This window comes from Microbacterium sp. 10L49 (genome assembly GCF_056395125.1).
In genome coordinates this window covers 78640-96294 of the sequence record NZ_JBFTIW010000003.1, presented here as the reverse complement: position 1 = coordinate 96294, position 17655 = coordinate 78640, and the positions used below count along the sequence as shown (strand labels likewise).

The window sequence follows — 17655 nt, the reverse complement described above, 5'->3', positions numbered from 1 at the left end:
GGCTTTGCGCGACCCGCCGCTGCGCCCTCAACGATCCCGTGTGGGGGAGTGCCCTCACGCCAGCGGCAGGGCCCCGTCGTAGGCGGTCGCGGACAGCGCCGGCTCTGCCGGTCCAGCACCGAAGACGCGCGAGAGCCCCGGATCCGTGCGCCACTGCGGCCAGCCCGGATCGCCTTCCTCGACGAATCGGGCCGCCACGCCGTGCATCTCGGTGGCGAGGTGCTGCGGCGGGGTGGGACCGGCCAGGCGCTCCACGAGCGGATCCTCGAGCACGTCGAACCAGAAGGGCACGTCGAGGCAGTGGCACGACCACCCCTTCGCCGGGGACACCCAGGCGAAGCGGTAGGCCCAGGTGGGGGCGTCGCCTCGGGCCTGCGCGGCCCGCACCACGAGCGAGCGGAACACCCGGTCCGTCACGAACCGGCCGAGCAGCGCCGGTGTGCCGCGCCGGCGCTGGGCGCGGTTCGCGGCGAGGTACGCCCGGCGCACGCTGCGATCGCGGCTCAGCAGCATCAGCGCGAGCGCTGCGGGGACGAACCGCAGGACGCCGGGAGCCCGGTCCATCGTCATGGTGAATTCGTCGTCGGTGGCCCCGAGGAGCAGCGGCTTGTCGGCGCCGATCCCGTCCCGCAGCGCCTGCACGGCGGGCCGCGGCACGACGTCACCATCGACCACCGGGCCCCAGGGCAGCCCGTCTGCGAGCGGGGCGAGCAGGGCCTTCAGCTTCGTGGCCCCGAGCAGCGCGGCCTTCGGCTGCGCACGCTGCAGGGTGCGCTCCGGCACGGCGCGGAAGCCTTCGGCATCGGGCGCGCAGCCGAGCAGCACGCCCAGCGCCCGCGTGCGCCGCGCCGCCAGGTCGGGGTCGATGTCCGCCAATGCGGGGGAGAAGGCCATCGCCGCATGGAACAGGTGCTGCGCGCGCTCCAGGCCGAGCAGGGTCAGCACTGCGCCCGCGCCGGCGGACTGCCCCGCGATCGTCACGCGCGACGGATCCCCGCCGAACGCCGCGATGTTGCGCTGCACCCACTCCAGCCCCGCGATCCAGTCCAGCACGCCGCGATTCGCCGGAGCGCCCGGCATCAGGCCGAAGCCGTCGAAGCCGAGCCGGTAGGACACGGACACGGTCACCACGTCGTCGCGATTGAACGCGGCGCCGTCGTACCAGGGGCTCGCGGGCGAGCCGTCGACGTAGCCGCCGCCGTGGATCCACACCATGACCGGGCGGGATCCGCCGACCGACGGGGTGAACACGTTCACGTTCAGCGTCGCGGCGCCGGGGATGCTCGGTTCGGGGATGAGCGTCTCGCCCTTGTCGCCGCGTTGCGCGGTGGGGCCGAAGGCGGTCGCGTCGCGCACCTCGGTCCACGGCGCGGGAGGCTGCGGGGCGGCGAACCGGCGCTCGCCGGTGGGTGCCGCGGCGAACGGGATTCCGAGGAATGCGGCCGAGGCGCCGGGGGTACCGGGCTCGCCCCGCCAGAACCCGCGCACGGGACCGGTGTCGGTCTGGGCGAGGGGTGCGTCGGCGGTCATCCGATCAGCGTATCCGGCCGCCCCGATGGGGTCGTTGAGCGAGGACGCGCTTGCGCGACCGAGACGAAACGCGGTGCTCTCACCGGCGGCGTTTCGTCTCGCGGAGACCCGCACTGAGCGAGCGCAGCGAGTCGAAGTGTCGCTCAACGACCCCGGGGAGCGGTCATTCAGGGCCTCAGCAGGGTGAAGAACCGCTCGATGTCCGCGGCCATGTCGATCGTCGGATCCAGCATCCATGCGTTCTGCAACCCGTCGGCGAGGGCGTGCCCGGCGCGGATGATCCATTCGGGATCCAGGTCGCTGCGCATCCGCCCTTCCGTCTGCGCGGCGGCGATGGCCTCACGAGCCGCGGCATGCACCCGCGCCGTCCGCTCGAGGAAGAAGTCGTGCGCGGGGTGGGTCGGGTCGGCCGCCTCGGCCTGCAACTGGGTGTACAGCTGCACGAGCCCCGGCACGTCGGCGTTGTGACGCACCACCAGCAGGAAGCCGTCGAAGAACTCGATCTCATCGCTGACGCCGATGTCCTGCGCGTCCCGCGCGCGCAGGATCTCGACGAACAGCTGCTCCTTGGTGCCGAAGTAGTGCAGCAGGCCGGCCGGGCTCAGCCCCACGGCGTCGGCGATCTCGCGCACCGAGGCGTTGCGATAGCCGAGCCTGCCGACGATCTCGAGCGCGGCCTCGAGGATCTCCTCGCGCTTGACGACGCCCTTCGCGTACGCGCCTCGTTTGGCCATGGGATCAGGATATCCGTCCGTCACGAAACATGAATGACGGTCGGTTTGTGACACCGAAACCCTTGCGGCGTTCAGGTTTCGGTGTCACAATACGAGTCGGATCCAAATACCAAACAAGGTTCGGGATTTGGATCCGAGCCCGATCCGCTCGACGAGGAGCCGCCCCATGACCATCACCCCTCCCGATCCCGCCGCCGAGATCGCCCCCACGGGGCTCATCCGGGCGGCCGCGCCCGCTGCGGGGGAGCCGGCGGCGAGCCCGCCGGCGACCAAGCGGCTGCTGCCCAGCCTCCTCATCGCGTCGATGACGCTGTTCGCCACCTACGGCGGGCTCATCGCGATCCTGCTGCCGACGCAGATCTTGCTGCTCGACGAGAAGAACAAGGTCGCCAATCTCGCGATCGTCACGACGACCTCCTTCATCTTCACGTTGTTCGCGCAGCCGATCGCGGGTGCGCTCAGCGACCGCACGCGCTCGCGCTTCGGCCGGCGCGTGCCGTGGATGGTGCTCGGCGCGCTGGTGGGAGGCGTGCTGCTGCTGGGGATGGGCTCGCTCACCGATCTGATGTGGATCACCGTGTTCTGGGTGGTGATCCAGGTCGCGCTGAACTTCCTGCAGGCGCCGCTGACGACCATCACGGCCGACCGCTTCCCGCGTGCGAAGCGCGGCGGCGCGAGCGCCATGATCGGTCTCGGCACGCAGCTCGGCATGACGGTCGGCGTCATGCTCGCGGTCGGACTCGGCGCACAGCTGGGCCTCGGCTATTCAGTCTTCGGCATCGCCGTGATCGTGGTCACGATCCTGTTCGCGCTGTTCAACAAGGACTGGTCTTCGAAGGATGCGGAGGTCGAGCCGTTCCGCTGGGGCCCGTTCTTCAAGGGCTTCTGGATCAACCCGCGCAAGCACCCCGACTTCTTCTGGGCCTTCACCGGCCGCTTCCTGCTGATCCTGGGCTACTTCGTCGTCTCGGCGTATCAGCTGTACATTCTGACCGACTACATCAAGCTGCCGCTGCAGGAGGCGCAGGGCGCCGTGATGACCCTGACGCTCGTGGCCTTCGTGCCGACGCTGATCGCGATCGCGCTCTCCGGCTGGTGGAGCGACAAGGTGGGCCGTCGCAAGGTGTTCATCTACGTCGCGACCGTCGTCATGGCCGCGGGGCTCGCGTTCCCGCTGATCATGCCGAACATGACCGGCATGATCCTCATGAGCATCGTCAACGGCGTCGGCTTCGGCCTGTACATGTCGGTCGACGCCGCGCTCATGACCGAGGTGCTGCCGAACGAGGGCACCTCGGCCGGCAAGGACCTCGGCATCCTCAATGTCGCCACCAACATCCCGCAGGCGCTGAGTGCGCCGATCGCCGCGGTCATCATCGGATCCCTCGGGGGCTATCCGGTGCTGTTCGTCTTCGCGATCGTGTTCGCGGTCCTCGGGGCGATCGCCATCGCACCGATCAAGTCGGTCAAGTAGCAGTCCGCCGTCCCTGCGGCCGGATCGGATCCGGTGCGGCCGCAGGGAACGGCAGCAATCTCCTCCACGAAAGGAACTCTGATGGAGAACACCCAGACCTCGTCCGTCGCGGCAGGCGCCGCGCTCGCGCAGCCCGAAGTGCGGATCGCAGAAGGCGTCGTCCGCGGGCGCTGGCGCCCCACCACGGGTGGCAAGGGCAATCCGCAGTCGGCGGCGTTCCTCGGTATCCCCTTCGCCGAGGCGCCCGTCGGCGAGCTCCGCTTCGCAGCCCCGGTGCCCAAGGCGCCTTGGGAGGGCGTGTTCGATGCCGCGGAGTTCGGCGCGACCGCGCAGCGCGGCGACCCCGGAGTGACGCTCATCCCCGAGCCCAGCGTCGAGGGCGAGTCCACGCTCAACGTGAACGTGTACACCCCGCTGGTCCCGGCCGACGGTACCGGGGACGCGGCAGGCATGCCCGTGCTCGTCTACATCCACGGTGGCGGCTACTTCGCCGGGTCCCCGGCCAGCCCCTGGTACGACGGGCGCAACTTCAACCGCGACGGCGTCGTGACCGTGACGATCTCGTACCGGCTCGGCTTCGACGGATTCGGCTGGATCGAGGATGCCCCGTCGAACCGCGGCGTGCGCGACTGGTTGCTCGCCCTGGACTGGGTGCAGCGCAACATCGCGGCCTTCGGCGCGGATCCGGGGCGTGTCACCATCGCCGGGCAGTCCGCCGGCGGTGGCGCGGTGATGACCCTGCTCGGCATGGAGAAGGCGCAGCACCTGTTCCACGGCGTGTATGCGATCTCGGGCGCGCTCGCCGATGTGTCGGCCGCGCGCTCGGAGGAGTTCGGGCGCCGTCTGGCCGCCGAGCTCGGCGTCGCCCCGACCCGGGAGGGCCTCGGTGTGCTAAGCGAGGAGCGGATCCTCGAGGCGCAGAAGAAGCTCACCGCCTTCGACGGCGGTGACATGAGCGACATCGTCGAGAAAGGGCTCCCGCTCGGGCCGTCCGTCGACGGCGACCTCATCCTGCGTCCGACGCCCGAGTCGTTCCGCGCCGGTGTCGGATCCGACAAGCCCCTCGTGCTCGGCGCCACCGATGACGAGTTCACGATGGCGACGGCCGATGCCGGCAGGGCTATGGCACTCGTGCCGAAGGGGATCCTGCTCGGCAAGCTCGGGGTGCCGAAAGAAGCGCGCAGGCCCTACCTCGCCGCGAACGCCGATGTGCTCGCGAAGGGCAAGGCGCGCCTGGCCGGGCGTGTGCTGACGGATCGGATGTTCCGTGTCGCGATCCTGCGGATCGTGGCAGATCGCGGTGCGGCCCCCACCTGGGTGTACCGGTTCTCCTGGCCGTCCGGCACCTTCGGCTTCGCCGAGCACTGCCTCGACGTGCCGTTCTTCTTCGATTGCCTGGACGGTCCCGCGATGGTGCCGCTGGCAGGGCCCAACCCGCCGCAGACGCTCGCGGACGAGGTGCACGAGGCCGCGGTCGCGTTCATCGTGGGCGGGGACCCGGGCTGGTCGCGCTACGACGCCGCGACCGGGATCGCGCGTGTGTACGACACCCCGTCGCGAGACGTGGCGGACGCCTACGCGTCGGTGCGGCCGCTGCTCACCACTGGTCTTGCTCGGCGGAGTCCGGCGCGGGTGCCTGCATGAGGTCGAACAGCGTCTCGATGAGGGCCGTCATGTCGAGCTCCGGTTCGACGAGCAGCTGCATCTGGGCGCCGTCCGAGACGGCCTGCAGCAGCCGCGCGGCCAGCATCGGATCGATGCCGCTGCGGATCCGGCCCTCGGCCTGAGCGTCGGCGATCGTCCCGGCCCATCGATCGCGCAGGCCGGCGCCGCGTTCGGCGAAGAAGGCGCGGGAGGGGTGCTCGGGGTTCGCGGCGTCGGCCGCGAGGCGGGTGAACAGCTCGACGAGCCCCGGCACGCGGGCGTTGTGGCGGACGATGTCGAGATAGCCGTCGCGCATCTCGTCGAGGTCGGCGGCCCGCGCGGCCCCGAGATGGCCGGCCATGTCGACCTCATCGCGCGTGCGCAGGATCTCGACGAACAGCTCGTCCTTGCTGTCGAAGTAGTGCAGGAGGCCGGCCTGGCTGAGGCCGACCGCCTCGGCGAGCTCCTTCACGGAGGCCCCGTGATAGCCCTCGCGGGCGACCACCGCGAGGGCTGCGTGCAGGATCTCCTCGCGCTTCGCGATGCCCTTCGCGTACGAACCTCGTCGTGCCATGACCCGAGACTATCCCGGCCTCTGCTGCGATGGATTCAAAACCGAGTAATACTTGCTTTTTATCCCACAACCTGATCGACTGACCCTGCCCGTCACCCGAGAGTCGTCCACGAAGGAGTCGACAATGACATCGCCCCGCGATCACCTGCCCCAGCTCAGCACCGAGGAGAAGGCGTCGCTGACCAGCGGCAAGGACTTCTGGACGCTCAAGCCCATCGAACGCATCGGCGTGCCGTCGATCATGGTCACCGACGGCCCGCACGGCCTCCGCAAGCAGGCCGCGGAGAGCGATCACCTCGGCCTCAGCCAGAGCGTCCCGGCGACCTGCTTCCCGCCGGCGTCCGGACTCGGATCCGCCTTCGATCCCGAGCTCGCCGAGCGGGTCGGAGTCGCGCTCGGCGTGGAGTCGGCGATCGAGGACGTCGCTGTGATCCTCGGCCCCGGCATCAACATCAAGCGCTCGCCGCTGTGCGGGCGCAACTTCGAGTACGTCTCGGAGGATCCGATCGTGTCCGGCGTGATCGGTGCGGGACTCGTGAAGGGGATCCAGTCGCAGGGGGTCGGCAGCTCGCTCAAGCACTTCGCGGCGAACAACCAGGAGTTCGAGCGGATGACCGCCTCGAGCGACGTGGATCCCCGACCGCTGCGGGAGATCTACCTGCGCGGCTTCGAGCGCGTCGTCACCGATGCCCAGCCGTGGACCGTGATGTGCTCGTACAACAAGATCAACGGCGTGTATGCGTCGCAGGACCCGTGGCTGCTCACGCAGGTGCTGCGCGACGAGTGGGGCTTCGAGGGTCTCGTCGTCTCCGACTGGGGCGCGGTGAACGACCGCGTCGCCGCACTCGTCGCGGGACTCGACCTGGAGATGCCCGGCAGCGACGGCGCCCCCGATCGTGCCGTGGCCGCCGCCGCAGGATCCGACCCGGCCGTCGCAGCTGCGCTGGACGCCTCGGCCGCTCGTGTGCTCGACCTCGTCGGTCGCGCCCAGGCGCGCCCGGACGTCGCCGGCCCGCTCGATGTCGAGGCCCACCACGCCCTCGCCCGCGAGGTCGCCGGACGGTCGATCGTGCTGCTGCGCAACGAGGCCGTCGACGGGGCTCCGCTGTTGCCGCTCGCCGAGGACGCCTCGATCGCACTCATCGGCGAGTTCGCCCGCACCCCGCGGTTCCAGGGCGGCGGCTCCTCGCACATCAACCCGACCCGCGTCGACTCCGCGCTCGACGCCCTCACCGCCGTGGCCGGCGAGCGGGTCGCGTTCGCGCCGGGCTTCGCCTTCGATGCCGCGGCGGACGGACAGGACGCCCTGCGCGACGAGGCCGTGTCGCTCGCCGCCTCCCGCGATGTCGCCGTGGTCTTCCTCGGCCTCACCGACGCCGAGGAGTCGGAGGGCTTCGACCGCGAGCACATCGACCTCGCCGCGCACCAGCTCGCCCTGCTCGACGCCGTCGTCGCCGCGAACCCGCGCACGGTCGTCGTGCTGTCGAACGGCTCCGTCGTGGCGCTGCCGTTCGCCGACCGCGTGCCGGCGATCGTCGAGGCGTGGCTGCTGGGCCAGGCCGGCGGATCCGCGACTGTCGACGTGCTGCTCGGCGCGGTGAACCCGTCGGGCCGGCTCGCCGAGACGATTCCGCACCGCATCGAGGACACCCCGGCGTTCGGCAACTTCCCCGGCTCGAACGGGCACGTGCGCTACGGCGAGGGCATCTTCGTGGGCTACCGCTGGTACGACGCGCGCGACATCGCGGTGACCTACCCGTTCGGCCACGGCCTGTCGTACACGTCCTTCGCCTACGGCGCCGTCTCCGCCGAGGTCACGGCGTCGGGCGACATCGTGGTGACGGTCCCCGTCACGAACACCGGATCCCGCGACGGCCGCGAGGTCGTGCAGGTCTACGTCGCGCCCGTCGCCTCCGCTGTGGAGCGCGCGCCGCGGGAGCTCAAGGCGTTCGCGTCGGTCGAGATCGCCGCCGGGGCGGCCACGGACGTGCAGCTGATCGTGCGCCGGGAGGACCTCGCGTACTGGGACGTCCGCGTCGACCGCTTCGTCGTCGAGGGCGGCGCCTACCTCATCGAGGCCGGCGCATCGAGCCGTGACCTGCGCGGATCCGCGACCGTCGACGTCGCCGGGGACGCGGTCGTGATCCCGCTCACGCCCGAATCCACGCTGGCCGCGGTGTTCGCGCACCCGGTCGCGGGTCCGATGGTCGCGGGCGCGTTCGCCGCGATCCAGGAGCAGTTCGGCGGCGAGGGCGACGGCATCATGTCGGGCGAGGCCATGGCGAAGATGATGGGTTCGTTCCCGCTCGGGCGCCTCCCCGCGTTCGGCTGGGGCCTCGATCGCGAGGGCGTCGACCAGCTCATCGCCGCCGCGAACGCCCCCCAGGCGTAGTCCGCCGCTCGGCCCACGGAACGCGGCCTCCCGTCGGGGAGGCCGCGTTCCTCATGTCGGCGGCCGTCGAGGCCGGATCCTTCCCGTTCAGGCGGACCCCATCCCGTTCACTGGTCGCGAAATGCCGTTATGGACCGCGGAGAACGGCAATACGCGACCAGTGAACGGTGATGCCGAGGGCCGGCCGGAGCCGGATCCCGGAGTCGGATCCCTGATCCCGGATCAGCCGGCGTGCCGGCGGGCCTCCCAGCCGGAGCGCACCATCTCGTCGACCGTGTGACGCATCCGCCAGTCCAGGTCGCGCGCGGCGAGCTCTCCCGTCGCGACGATGCGGTCGGGGTCGCCCGGGCGGCGCGGACCGATCTCGGGAGTGAAGGCGATGCCGGTCACGCGGGCCATCGCGTCCATGATCTGGCGCACCGAGAGGCCGTCGCCGGATCCGAGGTTGTAGGCGGCCTCGATCGGCTCACCGGCGATCATGCGCTGCGCGGCGGCGACATGGGCGGCGGCGATGTCGCCGACGTGCACGTAGTCGCGCACGTTCGTGCCGTCCTCGGTGGCGTAGTCGTCGCCGTTGATGCGCGGTGTCTCGCCCGCGAGCAGCTTCTCGAACACGATCGGGAACAGGTTGTGCGGGCTCACGTCGTAGACGGACGGATCCGCGGATCCGACGACGTTGAAGTAGCGCAGCGACGTGTGCACGAGAGGTGTCTCGGATCCGGCGGTCGCGACGGCCTGGTCGCGCAGCAGCCACTCGCCGATGAGCTTCGACTCGCCGTAGGGGCTGGCCGGGCGCTTCTCGGTCTCCTCCACGACGAGCGGGACGTCGGGCGTGCCGAACACCGCGGCGCTCGAGGAGAACACGATGTTCGCGACGCCGGCCGCGGCCATCGCCTCGAGGATCACGCGGGTGCCCTCGACGTTCTGCGCGTAGGTGTGCAGCGGGCGCTGCACCGAGACCCCGGCGTACTTGTACCCGGCCACGTGGATCACGCCCTGCACGGCGTGCTCGCGGAGGGTCCGCTCGATCAGGTCCCGGTCGAGGATGCTGCCCTGCACGAAGGCGACGCCCTCGGGCACGAACGATGCGACGCCGCTGGAGAGATCGTCCAGCACGACCGGCGTGAGCCCGGCCTCCGCGAGCGCGCGCACCACGTGCGATCCGATGTAGCCGGCGCCGCCGGTGACAAGCCAGGACATGGGTCTCCTTCCGTCGCGCGGTTGCGCGGGTCTCATTCTGGCAGGGGGCTTGCTGGAGGTTCGCCGGGGCGGAGCGGATGGCCGGATCCGCGAGCTCGCGACTCTCCGAGGCTCGAACCTGCACCCCGATCACGTACCGGCCCGTGCTGACCGCGAGACTCCATCTGGGTAACGAGACTGCTCATCTGGACTGCAGTCTCGTTACCCAGATGAAGTCTCGCGGTCAAGAGGCAGGGGATCCGGCGGATCAGACGTCGCGGTGCGGGCCGGCCGAGGGGACGACCGTGAACAGGTGCGGCTCGGCGAAGCCGGCCTCGGCGAACGCCGTGCGCACGGCCTCCGAGACGGCCGGCACGCGGTCGTGGTCGACGAGGGCGATCGCGGCACCGCCGAACCCGCCGCCGGTCATGCGAGCCCCGATCGCGCCGTGCGCCAGGGCGGTGTCGACGGCCGTGTCGAGCTCGGGGATCGAGATCTCGAAGTCGTCCCGCATCGACGCGTGCGAGGCGACGAGCAGGTCGCCGATCGCGCGCGGTCCGTGTGCGGCGAGGGCCGCGACCGTGTCGAGCACGCGCTGGTCCTCGGTCACGACGTGGCGCACCCGGCGGAAGTCGACGTCGTCGAGCAGCTCCGCGGCGCGCGGCAGATCCGCCTCGGTCACGTCTCGCAGCGCTGCCACGCCGAGGGCGGCGGCCCCGCGTTCGCAGGACTCGCGGCGCTCGCGGTAGCCGCCCGTGGAGTGGGCGTGCTTCACGCCCGTGTCGATCACGAGCACCTCGAGCCCGGCCTCCGCGAAACCGAGCGGGATCGAGCGGGTCTCCAGCGTGCGGCAGTCCAGGAACACCGCGGCGTCGGCCTGCCCGAGCGTCGACGCCATCTGATCCATGATCCCCGTCGGAGCGCCCACAGCCTCGTTCTCGGCGCGGCGGCCCGCCTGGGCGAGCGACACCGCATCGAGGCCGAGGCCCCAGAGCTCGTTCAGGGCGGCGCCCGTCGCGCCCTCGATCGCTGCGGACGACGACAGCCCCGCCCCGACCGGCACCTCGGAGGCGATCGCGATGTCGATGCCGGCGAAGGTTCCCGCAGCCCAGGCGGGAACCAGGGCGCGCAGTGCCCATGCCACGCCGAGGGGGTAGGCCGCCCATTCCGGGACGGTCGGTCCCTGGGCTCGCCCCGCGGCGCCATCGGACGGGAAGAGCGTCTCGAGATCGTCGAGCGCGACCTCGACCGGCTCCTCGGCGAACGTGGAGGCGACGCGGATCCGCCCGTCGACCCGCAGGCGCACGGCGGCGGCTGTGCGGTGCTGGATCGCGAAGGGCAGCACGAACCCGTCGTTGTAGTCGGTGTGCTCGCCGATGAGGTTCGCGCGCCCAGGGGCCGACCAGACGCCCATGGGCTCGGATCCGGTCAGGCTGCGGAACAGTTCCGTCGCGGCGCCGACCGCAGGGGGCGTGGAGGCGGAGGCCGCGGGGGTGGCGGCGGTGGGCGCGGCGCCGACCGCGGGCGACGCGGGAGCCGCGGCGGTGACGGCGGTGGGCTCGGTGGCGACCACGGGGTCGGTGGCGCGAGCGGGGGTCATCGGGTCTCCTCGACGGGCAGGGGGACGGATGCGATCGCGTCGCGCAGGCGCGCGGCGGCGTCCTCTGGCAGGATCTCGGCGGTCCATGCCGACATCGCCGACTCGGATCCGGCCAGGAACTTCAGCTTGTCCGCGGCGCGACGGGGACTGGTGAGCTCGAGCCGCATCCGGATCTCGTCGCGTCCGACGTGCACGGGCGCCTGGTGCCAGGCGGCGATGTACGCGGTGGGCGTCTCGTAGAGTGCGTCCACGCCGCGCAGCAGGTGCAGGTAGAGCGGGGCGAGCTCGTCGCGCTCGGCGTCGTCCAGCGCGGTGAAGTCGGGCACGTGCCGGTGCGGCATCAGCTGCACCTCGAGCGGCCAGCGCGCGGCGAACGGCACGAACGCGGTCCAGTGCTCGCCCTGCAGCACGACCCGCTCCGATCGCTGTTCGGCGTCCAGGATCCGGTCGAACAGATCGGAGCCGGTGCGGGCGATGCTCTCGCGCAGCCGCTGCGTGCGCGGGGTCACGTACGGGTAGGCGTAGATCTGCCCGTGCGGATGGGGGAGGGTGACGCCGATCGCCTCGCCGCGGTTCTCGAACGGGAACACCTGCTCGATGCCGGGCAGCGCGCTCAGGGCCGCGGTGCGGTCGGCCCAGGCCTCGATCACGGTGCGCGCACGGGCGACCGACTGCGTGCCGAAGGACCCCGCATGCTCGGGGCTGAAGCAGACGACCTCGCACCGGCCCACGCTGGTGCGGGTGCGCTCGATGCCGATCGCCTCGAGGTCGGCGAGGCCCTGGGGCGGGTCGACCGCGGCCGGGGCGGCGCCGGCGGCATCGGCGAGTGCCGGGCCGAACGACGGGGAGCGGTTCTCGAACACCGCCACGTCGTAGCGCGACGGCACCTCGGAGGGGTTCGTCGGAGACTGGGGTGCGAGCGGATCCGCATCCGCGCTCGGCATCATCACCCGGGTCTGGCGCTTGGTGGCGAACGTGATCCAGTCGCCGGTCAGCACGTCCTGGCGCATCGTCGCCGTCTCGGGGCGGGGATCCAGGGTGCGGGAATCGATCGAGCGATCCGCGGTGAGGGCGGATCCGGCGTCGTCGTAGTAGATGAGGTCGCGGCCGTCGGCGAGGCGCGTGGCGCGCTTGACCACGCCGGCGCCGAGCGCAGTGACCTCGACGGAGGTGCCGGGTCCGGAGGCCGCCACAGTGCCGGAAGCTTCGGCCGTGCTACCCAAGGCCGCGGCGGCGCCAGTGGCTGTGCCGAACTCAGGCTCGATTTCCATGTTCACGTAAACACGATAGGGCACGCGGCGTGATAGCGTCAACACTCCTGAGATCGGCACGCGCAGGGGCCGGCAGGGGAGAGGCGGGCCGATGCCGAAGCACGACGACGAGCTCGAGGAGCTGCGGCGGATCGCCGGCGGAGAGTCGTCCGCGTCAGCTCGGCGCGGTCCGAAACCGACCGGGCGCGTCTCGATGGCGATGGTCGCCGCACGTGCCGGGGTGTCCGGGCAGACGGTCTCCCGCGTCGTGAACGACAGCCCCCGAGTGGATCCGGCCACGCGGGAACGGGTCGAAGAGGCCATGGCCGAGCTCGGCTACCGTCCGCATCGCGCCGCTCGGGCGTTGCGCACGGGGCGATCCGAGACTCTCGGCGTGGTCGCACAGACCCTCGCCACGGTCGGCAACTCCGCGCTCCTGCAGGCCGTCGCCGAGGCCGCGGAGGCGCGGGGCTACGCGCTCGCCGTCGTCACCCTCGGGGCCGAGGGGCGCATCGGCGAAGCCTTCGATCGGCTTCACGACCAGGGCGTCGACGGGGCGATCGTGCTGAACGAGGCCTCCGCGCTGGCCCGTGACGCGGATCCGGCCGGGCTCGCGCTCGTCGTCGTGGACTCTCCCGCCGACCCGCGGTTCACCGTCATCGGCACCGACCATGCGGCGGGCGCTCGCGCGGCGACCGCACACCTGCTGGGCCGCGGGGCCGCCACCGTGCACCACCTGGCGGGGCCCGAAGGCTCGTTCGCCGCGGCGGAGCGTGAGCGCGGCTGGCGGGAGGAGCTCACCGCGCGTGGGCTCCGGATCCCCGACCCGGTGCGCGGGGATTGGAGTGCGGGTTCGGGCCACGACCGTGGCGGAGTGCTCGCCGCCGATGCATCGGTGACCGCCGTCTTCGCTGCCAATGACCAGATGGCGCTCGGCCTGCTGCGCGCGCTCGCCGACGCCGGCCGGCGCGTGCCCGAGGACATCGTCGTGCTCGGTTTCGACGATATCGCCGACGCGGCCGAGTTCCGCCCGCCGCTGACCACGATCCGGCAGGACTTCGCCGCGCTCGGCGAGCAGGCTGTGCGCCTCGTCGTCGACCGGGTCGAGGGGCGGGATGCGCCGGATCCGGCTCTGCTGACGCCCGCGTTGATCGTCCGCACCAGCGCGTAGCCCCCGCACGAGCGCGTATCCCTGCATCAGCGCGTGGCCCCGCACGCCCTCCGGGTTCGGGATTCGCCGCCGCCCTGCGAGCCCTCGGATCCGGGATTCGTTGCCACCCTGCGAGCCCTCGGATCCGGGATTCGCTGCCGCCCTGCGAACCCTCGGATCCGGGATTCGCTGCCGCCCTGCGAACCCTCGGATCCGAGATTCGTTGCCACCCTGCGAGCCCTCGGATCCGAGATTCGCTGCCGCCCTTCGGCTCCGCGTCCGCGTTTCGACTTCGTCGTCCGGATCCGTCCCTCGGGCTCCGCTTCTTCCGTTCAGGTCGCACTTTCTGCTCTTCCCGTGGCGTTTTGGAGCAGAAAGTGCGACCTGAGCGTCGACGATGACGCGATGAAGGTGGCGGGACGGCGGAGGTGGCGCTGCTGATGCCGATGCTGGGGTGCTGGGGTGCTGGGGTGCTGGGGTGCTGGGGTGCTGGGGTGCTGGGGTGCTGGGGTGCTGGTGCTGGTGCTGGTGCCGATGCTTGGGCGCTGGGGTCCTGGGGTGCCCGTCCCGGTCCCGGCCTGGTGGCGGGATCGCCGCTACGGGCGGGCGGGGCGCCCCCTCGAGCCACGGCGCCCGTCTTGCGGTAAGCGCGTTCCCGTGTCAAGATGATCCAACTGGAAAGCGCTTACCCGAATCGGTATCCACGAATGAACCGCCGGGCGAGCATGAGACGAAGGAAGCACCGTGGCTGAGAGCACCACCCGCGAGATCGGCATCATCATGAACGGCGTCTCCGGGCGCATGGGCTACCGCCAGCACCTGGTGCGCTCGATCCTCGCGATCCGCGAGCAGGGCGGCATCGAGCTGCCCGACGGCACCCGCGTCACCGTGAAGCCGATCCTCGTCGGCCGCAGCGCGCAGAAGCTCGCCGAACTCGCCGCCAAGCACGGCATCGAAGACTGGACGACCGACCTCGACGCCGCGCTCGCGGATCCGCAGTGGGAGATTTACGCCGACTTCCTCATCACCAAGGCGCGGGCGACCGCGATCCGCAAGGCCATCGCCGCGGGCAAGGCGATCTACACCGAGAAGCCCACCGCCGAGTCGGTTGAGGAGGCACTCGAGCTCGCCCGTCTGGCGCAGGCGGCCGGGGTCAAGACCGGCGTCGTGCATGACAAGCTCTACCTGCCCGGTCTGCAGAAGCTCAAGCGCCTCATCGATTCCGGCTTCTTCGGGCGGATCCTGTCCGTGCGCGGAGAGTTCGGCTACTGGGTGTTCGAAGGCGACTGGCAGCCCGCCCAGCGTCCGAGCTGGAACTACCGCACCGAGGACGGCGGCGGAATCATCAGCGACATGTTCCCGCACTGGAACTACGTCATGGAGAACCTGTTCGGCGAGGTCAAGAGCGTCTACGCTCAGGCCGCGGTGCACATCGCCGACCGCTGGGACGAGAACGGCGAGCACTACACCGCCACCGCCGAGGACGCGGCGTACGGGATCTTCGAGCTCGAGGGCGGCGTCATCGCCGAGATCAACTCCAGCTGGACCGTGCGCGTGAACCGGGATGAGCTGGTCGAGTTCCAGGTCGACGGCACGCACGGATCCGCCGTCGTCGGCCTGTTCGGCGCGAAGATCCAGCACCGCAACGCCACCCCGAAGCCGGTGTGGAACCCTGACCTGGCAGACGCGCACGACTACGACGCCGACTGGGCCGACGTGCCGGTGAACGACGTCTTCCTGAACGGCTTCCGTCAGCAGTGGGAGGAGTACCTGGAGTCCTACGTGCTCGGCACCGACTACGCCTTCGACCTGCTGGCCGGCGCCCGCGGCGTGCAGCTCGCCGAGGCGGGCCTGCAGTCCTCCGTCGAGGGGCGCAAGATCGCGCTGCCCGCGCTGAGCCTGGCCGGCTCGAACGAGGGCTGAGGCGCACGATGACGACGATCCGCCTCCTCGCGGCCGACGGTGCGACCTCCGAGGCCGAGCTCAACGACGCCGGCGCCTACGAGCGTCCGACCGCACCGCTGCAGAGTCGCGTGGCCTACGCCGCGGCGCACGTGGTGCCGAAGGTGCACGCCGACAACACCCCCGGCCGGCCGGCCGACATCGACTGGGACGCGACGCTCGCGTTCCGCCGCAACGTGTACTCGTGGGGTCTGGGCGTCGCCGACGCCATGGACACCGCACAGCGCAACATGGGCCTCGATGCGGCGGCGACCCGTGAGCTCATCGCCCGCAGCGCCGCGGTCGCCCGGGAGGAGGGCGGATCCGTCGTCGTCGGCGTCAACACCGACCACGTCGAGGCGGAGCGCATCTCGCTGCCGCAGGTGATCGACGCCTACGTCGAGCAGCTGCACTTCACCGAGGAGCAGGGCGCCGGCCCCGTGCTGATGGCCTCCCGTCACCTCGCCCGCGTGGCGGAGTCGCGCACCGACTACCTGCGCGTGTACGCCGCGGTGCTGCAGAAGGCGACCACGCCGGTCGTGCTGCACTGGCTCGGCACCGCGTTCGACCCCCAGCTGGAGGGATACTTCGGATCCGGTGACTGGCGCGACGCGTCCGGGACGCTGCTGCGGATCATCGCGGAGAACCCGGGCAAGGTCGCGGGCGTCAAGATGAGCCTGCTGAACGCCGAGTCCGAGATCGCGGTGCGCGAGCAGCTTCCCGAGGGCGTGCGCATGTTCACCGGCGACGACTTCAACTACGTCGGACTCATCGGCGGCGAGGATCCGGTCGACGGCGCGGCGGGCGGCGACGGTGTTGCCGGTGCGGGCTTCGGCCCGGCGAGTGTACATGAATTCGCCGAGAGCACACCTTCTTCGCGTGAACAGGGTGTGCACTCGGCGACAACACGTGCTGTCGGCGAGCACGAGGTTCGCTCCAGCGCCCGCTGTGCCCACTCCGACGCGCTGCTCGGGGCCTTCGCCGCGATCACCCCGGTCGCCTCGGCCGCGATCCAGGCGCTCGACGCGGGGGATCCGGACCGCTACCTCGAGATCCTCGGTCCGACGGAGGAGCTCAGCCGGCAGGTCTTCGCCGCGCCCACGTTCTACTACAAGACCGGCGTCGCATTCCTGTCCTGGCTGAACGGCCACCAGCCCGCGTTCCAGATGGTGGGCGGCCTGCACTCCGCGCGCAGCCTGCCGCACCTCAGCCGCATCGTCGAGCTCGCGAACGCCTCGCTCGCGCTCGAGGATCCGGAGCTCGCGCGCGAGCGGTGGCACGGCATGCTCGCCCTGAACGGAGTGACCGCATGACCGCCGTCGACCCTCGCCTGTCGATCAACCAGGCCACGATCAAGTACGCCGACCTCGCCACCGCGCTCCGCGTCACGGCCGAGGCGGGTGTGCAGGGCATCGGCCTGTGGCGCGAGCCTGTGAACGAAGTCGGGCTCGACGTGGCGGCGCGGATGCTCGCCGACTCCGGACTGCGCTTCACCACGCACTGCCGCGGCGGGTTCTTCACACTGCCGGCCGGGCCGGAGCGCGTCGCCGCGCTCGGCGACAACCGCCGCGCGATCGAGGAGACCGCGACACTCGCCGCCGCCGGGGCGGAGGGGTCCACAGCGATCCTGGTGCTGGTCGCCGGCGGGCTGCCCGAGGGATCCCGCGACCTGATCGGCGCCCGCGAACGAGTGCGCGACGCGATCGGCGAGCTCTCGACCGATGCCGCCGCCGCCGGAGTGACCCTCGCGATCGAGCCGCTGCACCCGATGTTCGGATCCGACCGCTGCGTCGTCTCCACGCTCGGGCAGGCGCTCGACATCGCGGCCGACTTCGACCCGACGGTGGTCGGTGCGACGGTCGACACGTTCCACATCTGGTGGGATCCGCAGGTTCTCGACCAGATCGCCCGTGCTGGCCGGGAGGGGCGCATCGCGACTTACCAGGTGTGCGACTGGAAGACGCCGCTGCCCGCCGATGTGCTGCTCAGCCGGCACTACCCGGGCGACGGCGTCATCGACTTCGCCTCGCTCACCCGGGCCGTCGTGGCGACGGGGTACGACCGCGACATCGAGGTGGAGATCTTCAACGCCGACATCTGGGCGGAGGATCCGGCCGAGGTCGTGCGCCGCACTGCCGAGTCGTTCGGCGCGGCGATCTCGCCCTACCTCGGCTGAGGGGCCTGGAT

Annotated in this window: 13 protein-coding genes; 7 read left to right on the top strand and 6 right to left on the bottom strand. The window is 71.2% G+C overall.

From position 1 onward, the window contains the following. Positions 1-54: 54 nt before the first annotated feature. Together AC1DCT_RS08405 and AC1DCT_RS08400 are read right to left on the bottom strand one after the other, a co-directional pair. On the bottom strand, positions 55-1530 hold the full coding sequence (locus AC1DCT_RS08405; protein ID WP_477428533.1) for a carboxylesterase/lipase family protein: 1476 nt from the start codon (positions 1528-1530) through the stop codon (positions 55-57). A 167-nt stretch (positions 1531-1697) separates the two neighbouring features. After that, complete coding sequence (locus AC1DCT_RS08400; RefSeq protein ID WP_477428531.1) at positions 1698-2264, bottom strand: TetR/AcrR family transcriptional regulator; 567 nt, start codon at positions 2262-2264, stop codon at positions 1698-1700. A 166-nt stretch (positions 2265-2430) separates the two neighbouring features. Between AC1DCT_RS08400 and AC1DCT_RS08395 the strand changes: the two genes are divergently transcribed. Both AC1DCT_RS08395 and AC1DCT_RS08390 read left to right on the top strand, forming a co-directional pair. After that, on the top strand, positions 2431-3738 hold the full coding sequence (locus AC1DCT_RS08395) for an MFS transporter (RefSeq protein ID WP_477428529.1): 1308 nt from the start codon (positions 2431-2433) through the stop codon (positions 3736-3738). Positions 3739-3819: 81 nt separating this feature from the next. Further along, on the top strand, positions 3820-5382 hold the full coding sequence (locus AC1DCT_RS08390) for a carboxylesterase/lipase family protein (RefSeq protein ID WP_477428527.1): 1563 nt from the start codon (positions 3820-3822) through the stop codon (positions 5380-5382). Here AC1DCT_RS08390 and AC1DCT_RS08385 read toward each other — a convergent pair. Then, positions 5336-5956, bottom strand: coding sequence for a TetR/AcrR family transcriptional regulator (locus AC1DCT_RS08385; protein WP_477428525.1), 621 nt, complete (start codon positions 5954-5956; stop codon positions 5336-5338). The genes AC1DCT_RS08390 and AC1DCT_RS08385 overlap by 47 nt on opposite strands. Before the next feature lie 124 nt (positions 5957-6080). Between AC1DCT_RS08385 and AC1DCT_RS08380 the strand changes: the two genes are divergently transcribed. Beyond that, entirely contained in the window at positions 6081-8348 is a 2268-nt protein-coding gene (locus AC1DCT_RS08380; RefSeq protein WP_477428523.1) for a glycoside hydrolase family 3 C-terminal domain-containing protein, read from the top strand. A 222-nt stretch (positions 8349-8570) separates the two neighbouring features. Here the strand turns inward: AC1DCT_RS08380 and galE are convergent, their stop codons facing one another. The 3 genes from galE to galT form a co-directional block, all read right to left on the bottom strand. After that, positions 8571-9548 carry a UDP-glucose 4-epimerase GalE gene (gene galE, locus AC1DCT_RS08375; RefSeq protein WP_441976851.1) on the bottom strand — a complete coding sequence of 326 codons (978 nt, stop codon included), beginning with the start codon at positions 9546-9548 and terminating at the stop codon, positions 8571-8573. Positions 9549-9795: 247 nt separating this feature from the next. Further along, entirely contained in the window at positions 9796-10941 is a 1146-nt protein-coding gene (galK, locus tag AC1DCT_RS08370; protein WP_441976940.1) for a galactokinase, read from the bottom strand. Positions 10942-11123: 182 nt separating this feature from the next. Continuing rightward, the gene (galT, locus tag AC1DCT_RS08365) at positions 11124-12404 is read right to left on the bottom strand and encodes a galactose-1-phosphate uridylyltransferase (protein WP_477428521.1); all 1281 of its coding nucleotides are present in this window, start codon (positions 12402-12404) and stop codon (positions 11124-11126) included. 187 nt (positions 12405-12591) lie between these two features. On the opposite strand from galT, the gene AC1DCT_RS08360 reads away from it, so the two are divergent. The 4 genes from AC1DCT_RS08360 to AC1DCT_RS08345 all read left to right on the top strand — a co-directional run bounded on the left by AC1DCT_RS08360 (position 12592) and on the right by AC1DCT_RS08345 (position 17644). Then, positions 12592-13548, top strand: coding sequence for a LacI family DNA-binding transcriptional regulator (locus AC1DCT_RS08360; protein WP_477429637.1), 957 nt, complete (start codon positions 12592-12594; stop codon positions 13546-13548). A 759-nt stretch (positions 13549-14307) separates the two neighbouring features. Further along, positions 14308-15450 (top strand): Gfo/Idh/MocA family protein, encoded by a 1143-nt coding sequence (locus AC1DCT_RS08355; RefSeq protein WP_477429635.1) that lies wholly within the window; start codon positions 14308-14310, stop codon positions 15448-15450. Positions 15451-15458: 8 nt separating this feature from the next. After that, complete coding sequence (locus AC1DCT_RS08350) at positions 15459-16781, top strand: dihydrodipicolinate synthase family protein (RefSeq protein WP_477428520.1); 1323 nt, start codon at positions 15459-15461, stop codon at positions 16779-16781. Continuing rightward, positions 16778-17644 carry a sugar phosphate isomerase/epimerase family protein gene (locus AC1DCT_RS08345; protein ID WP_477428518.1) on the top strand — a complete coding sequence of 289 codons (867 nt, stop codon included), beginning with the start codon at positions 16778-16780 and terminating at the stop codon, positions 17642-17644. The genes AC1DCT_RS08350 and AC1DCT_RS08345 overlap by 4 nt, the downstream gene beginning before the upstream one ends. Positions 17645-17655: the final 11 nt, after the last annotated feature.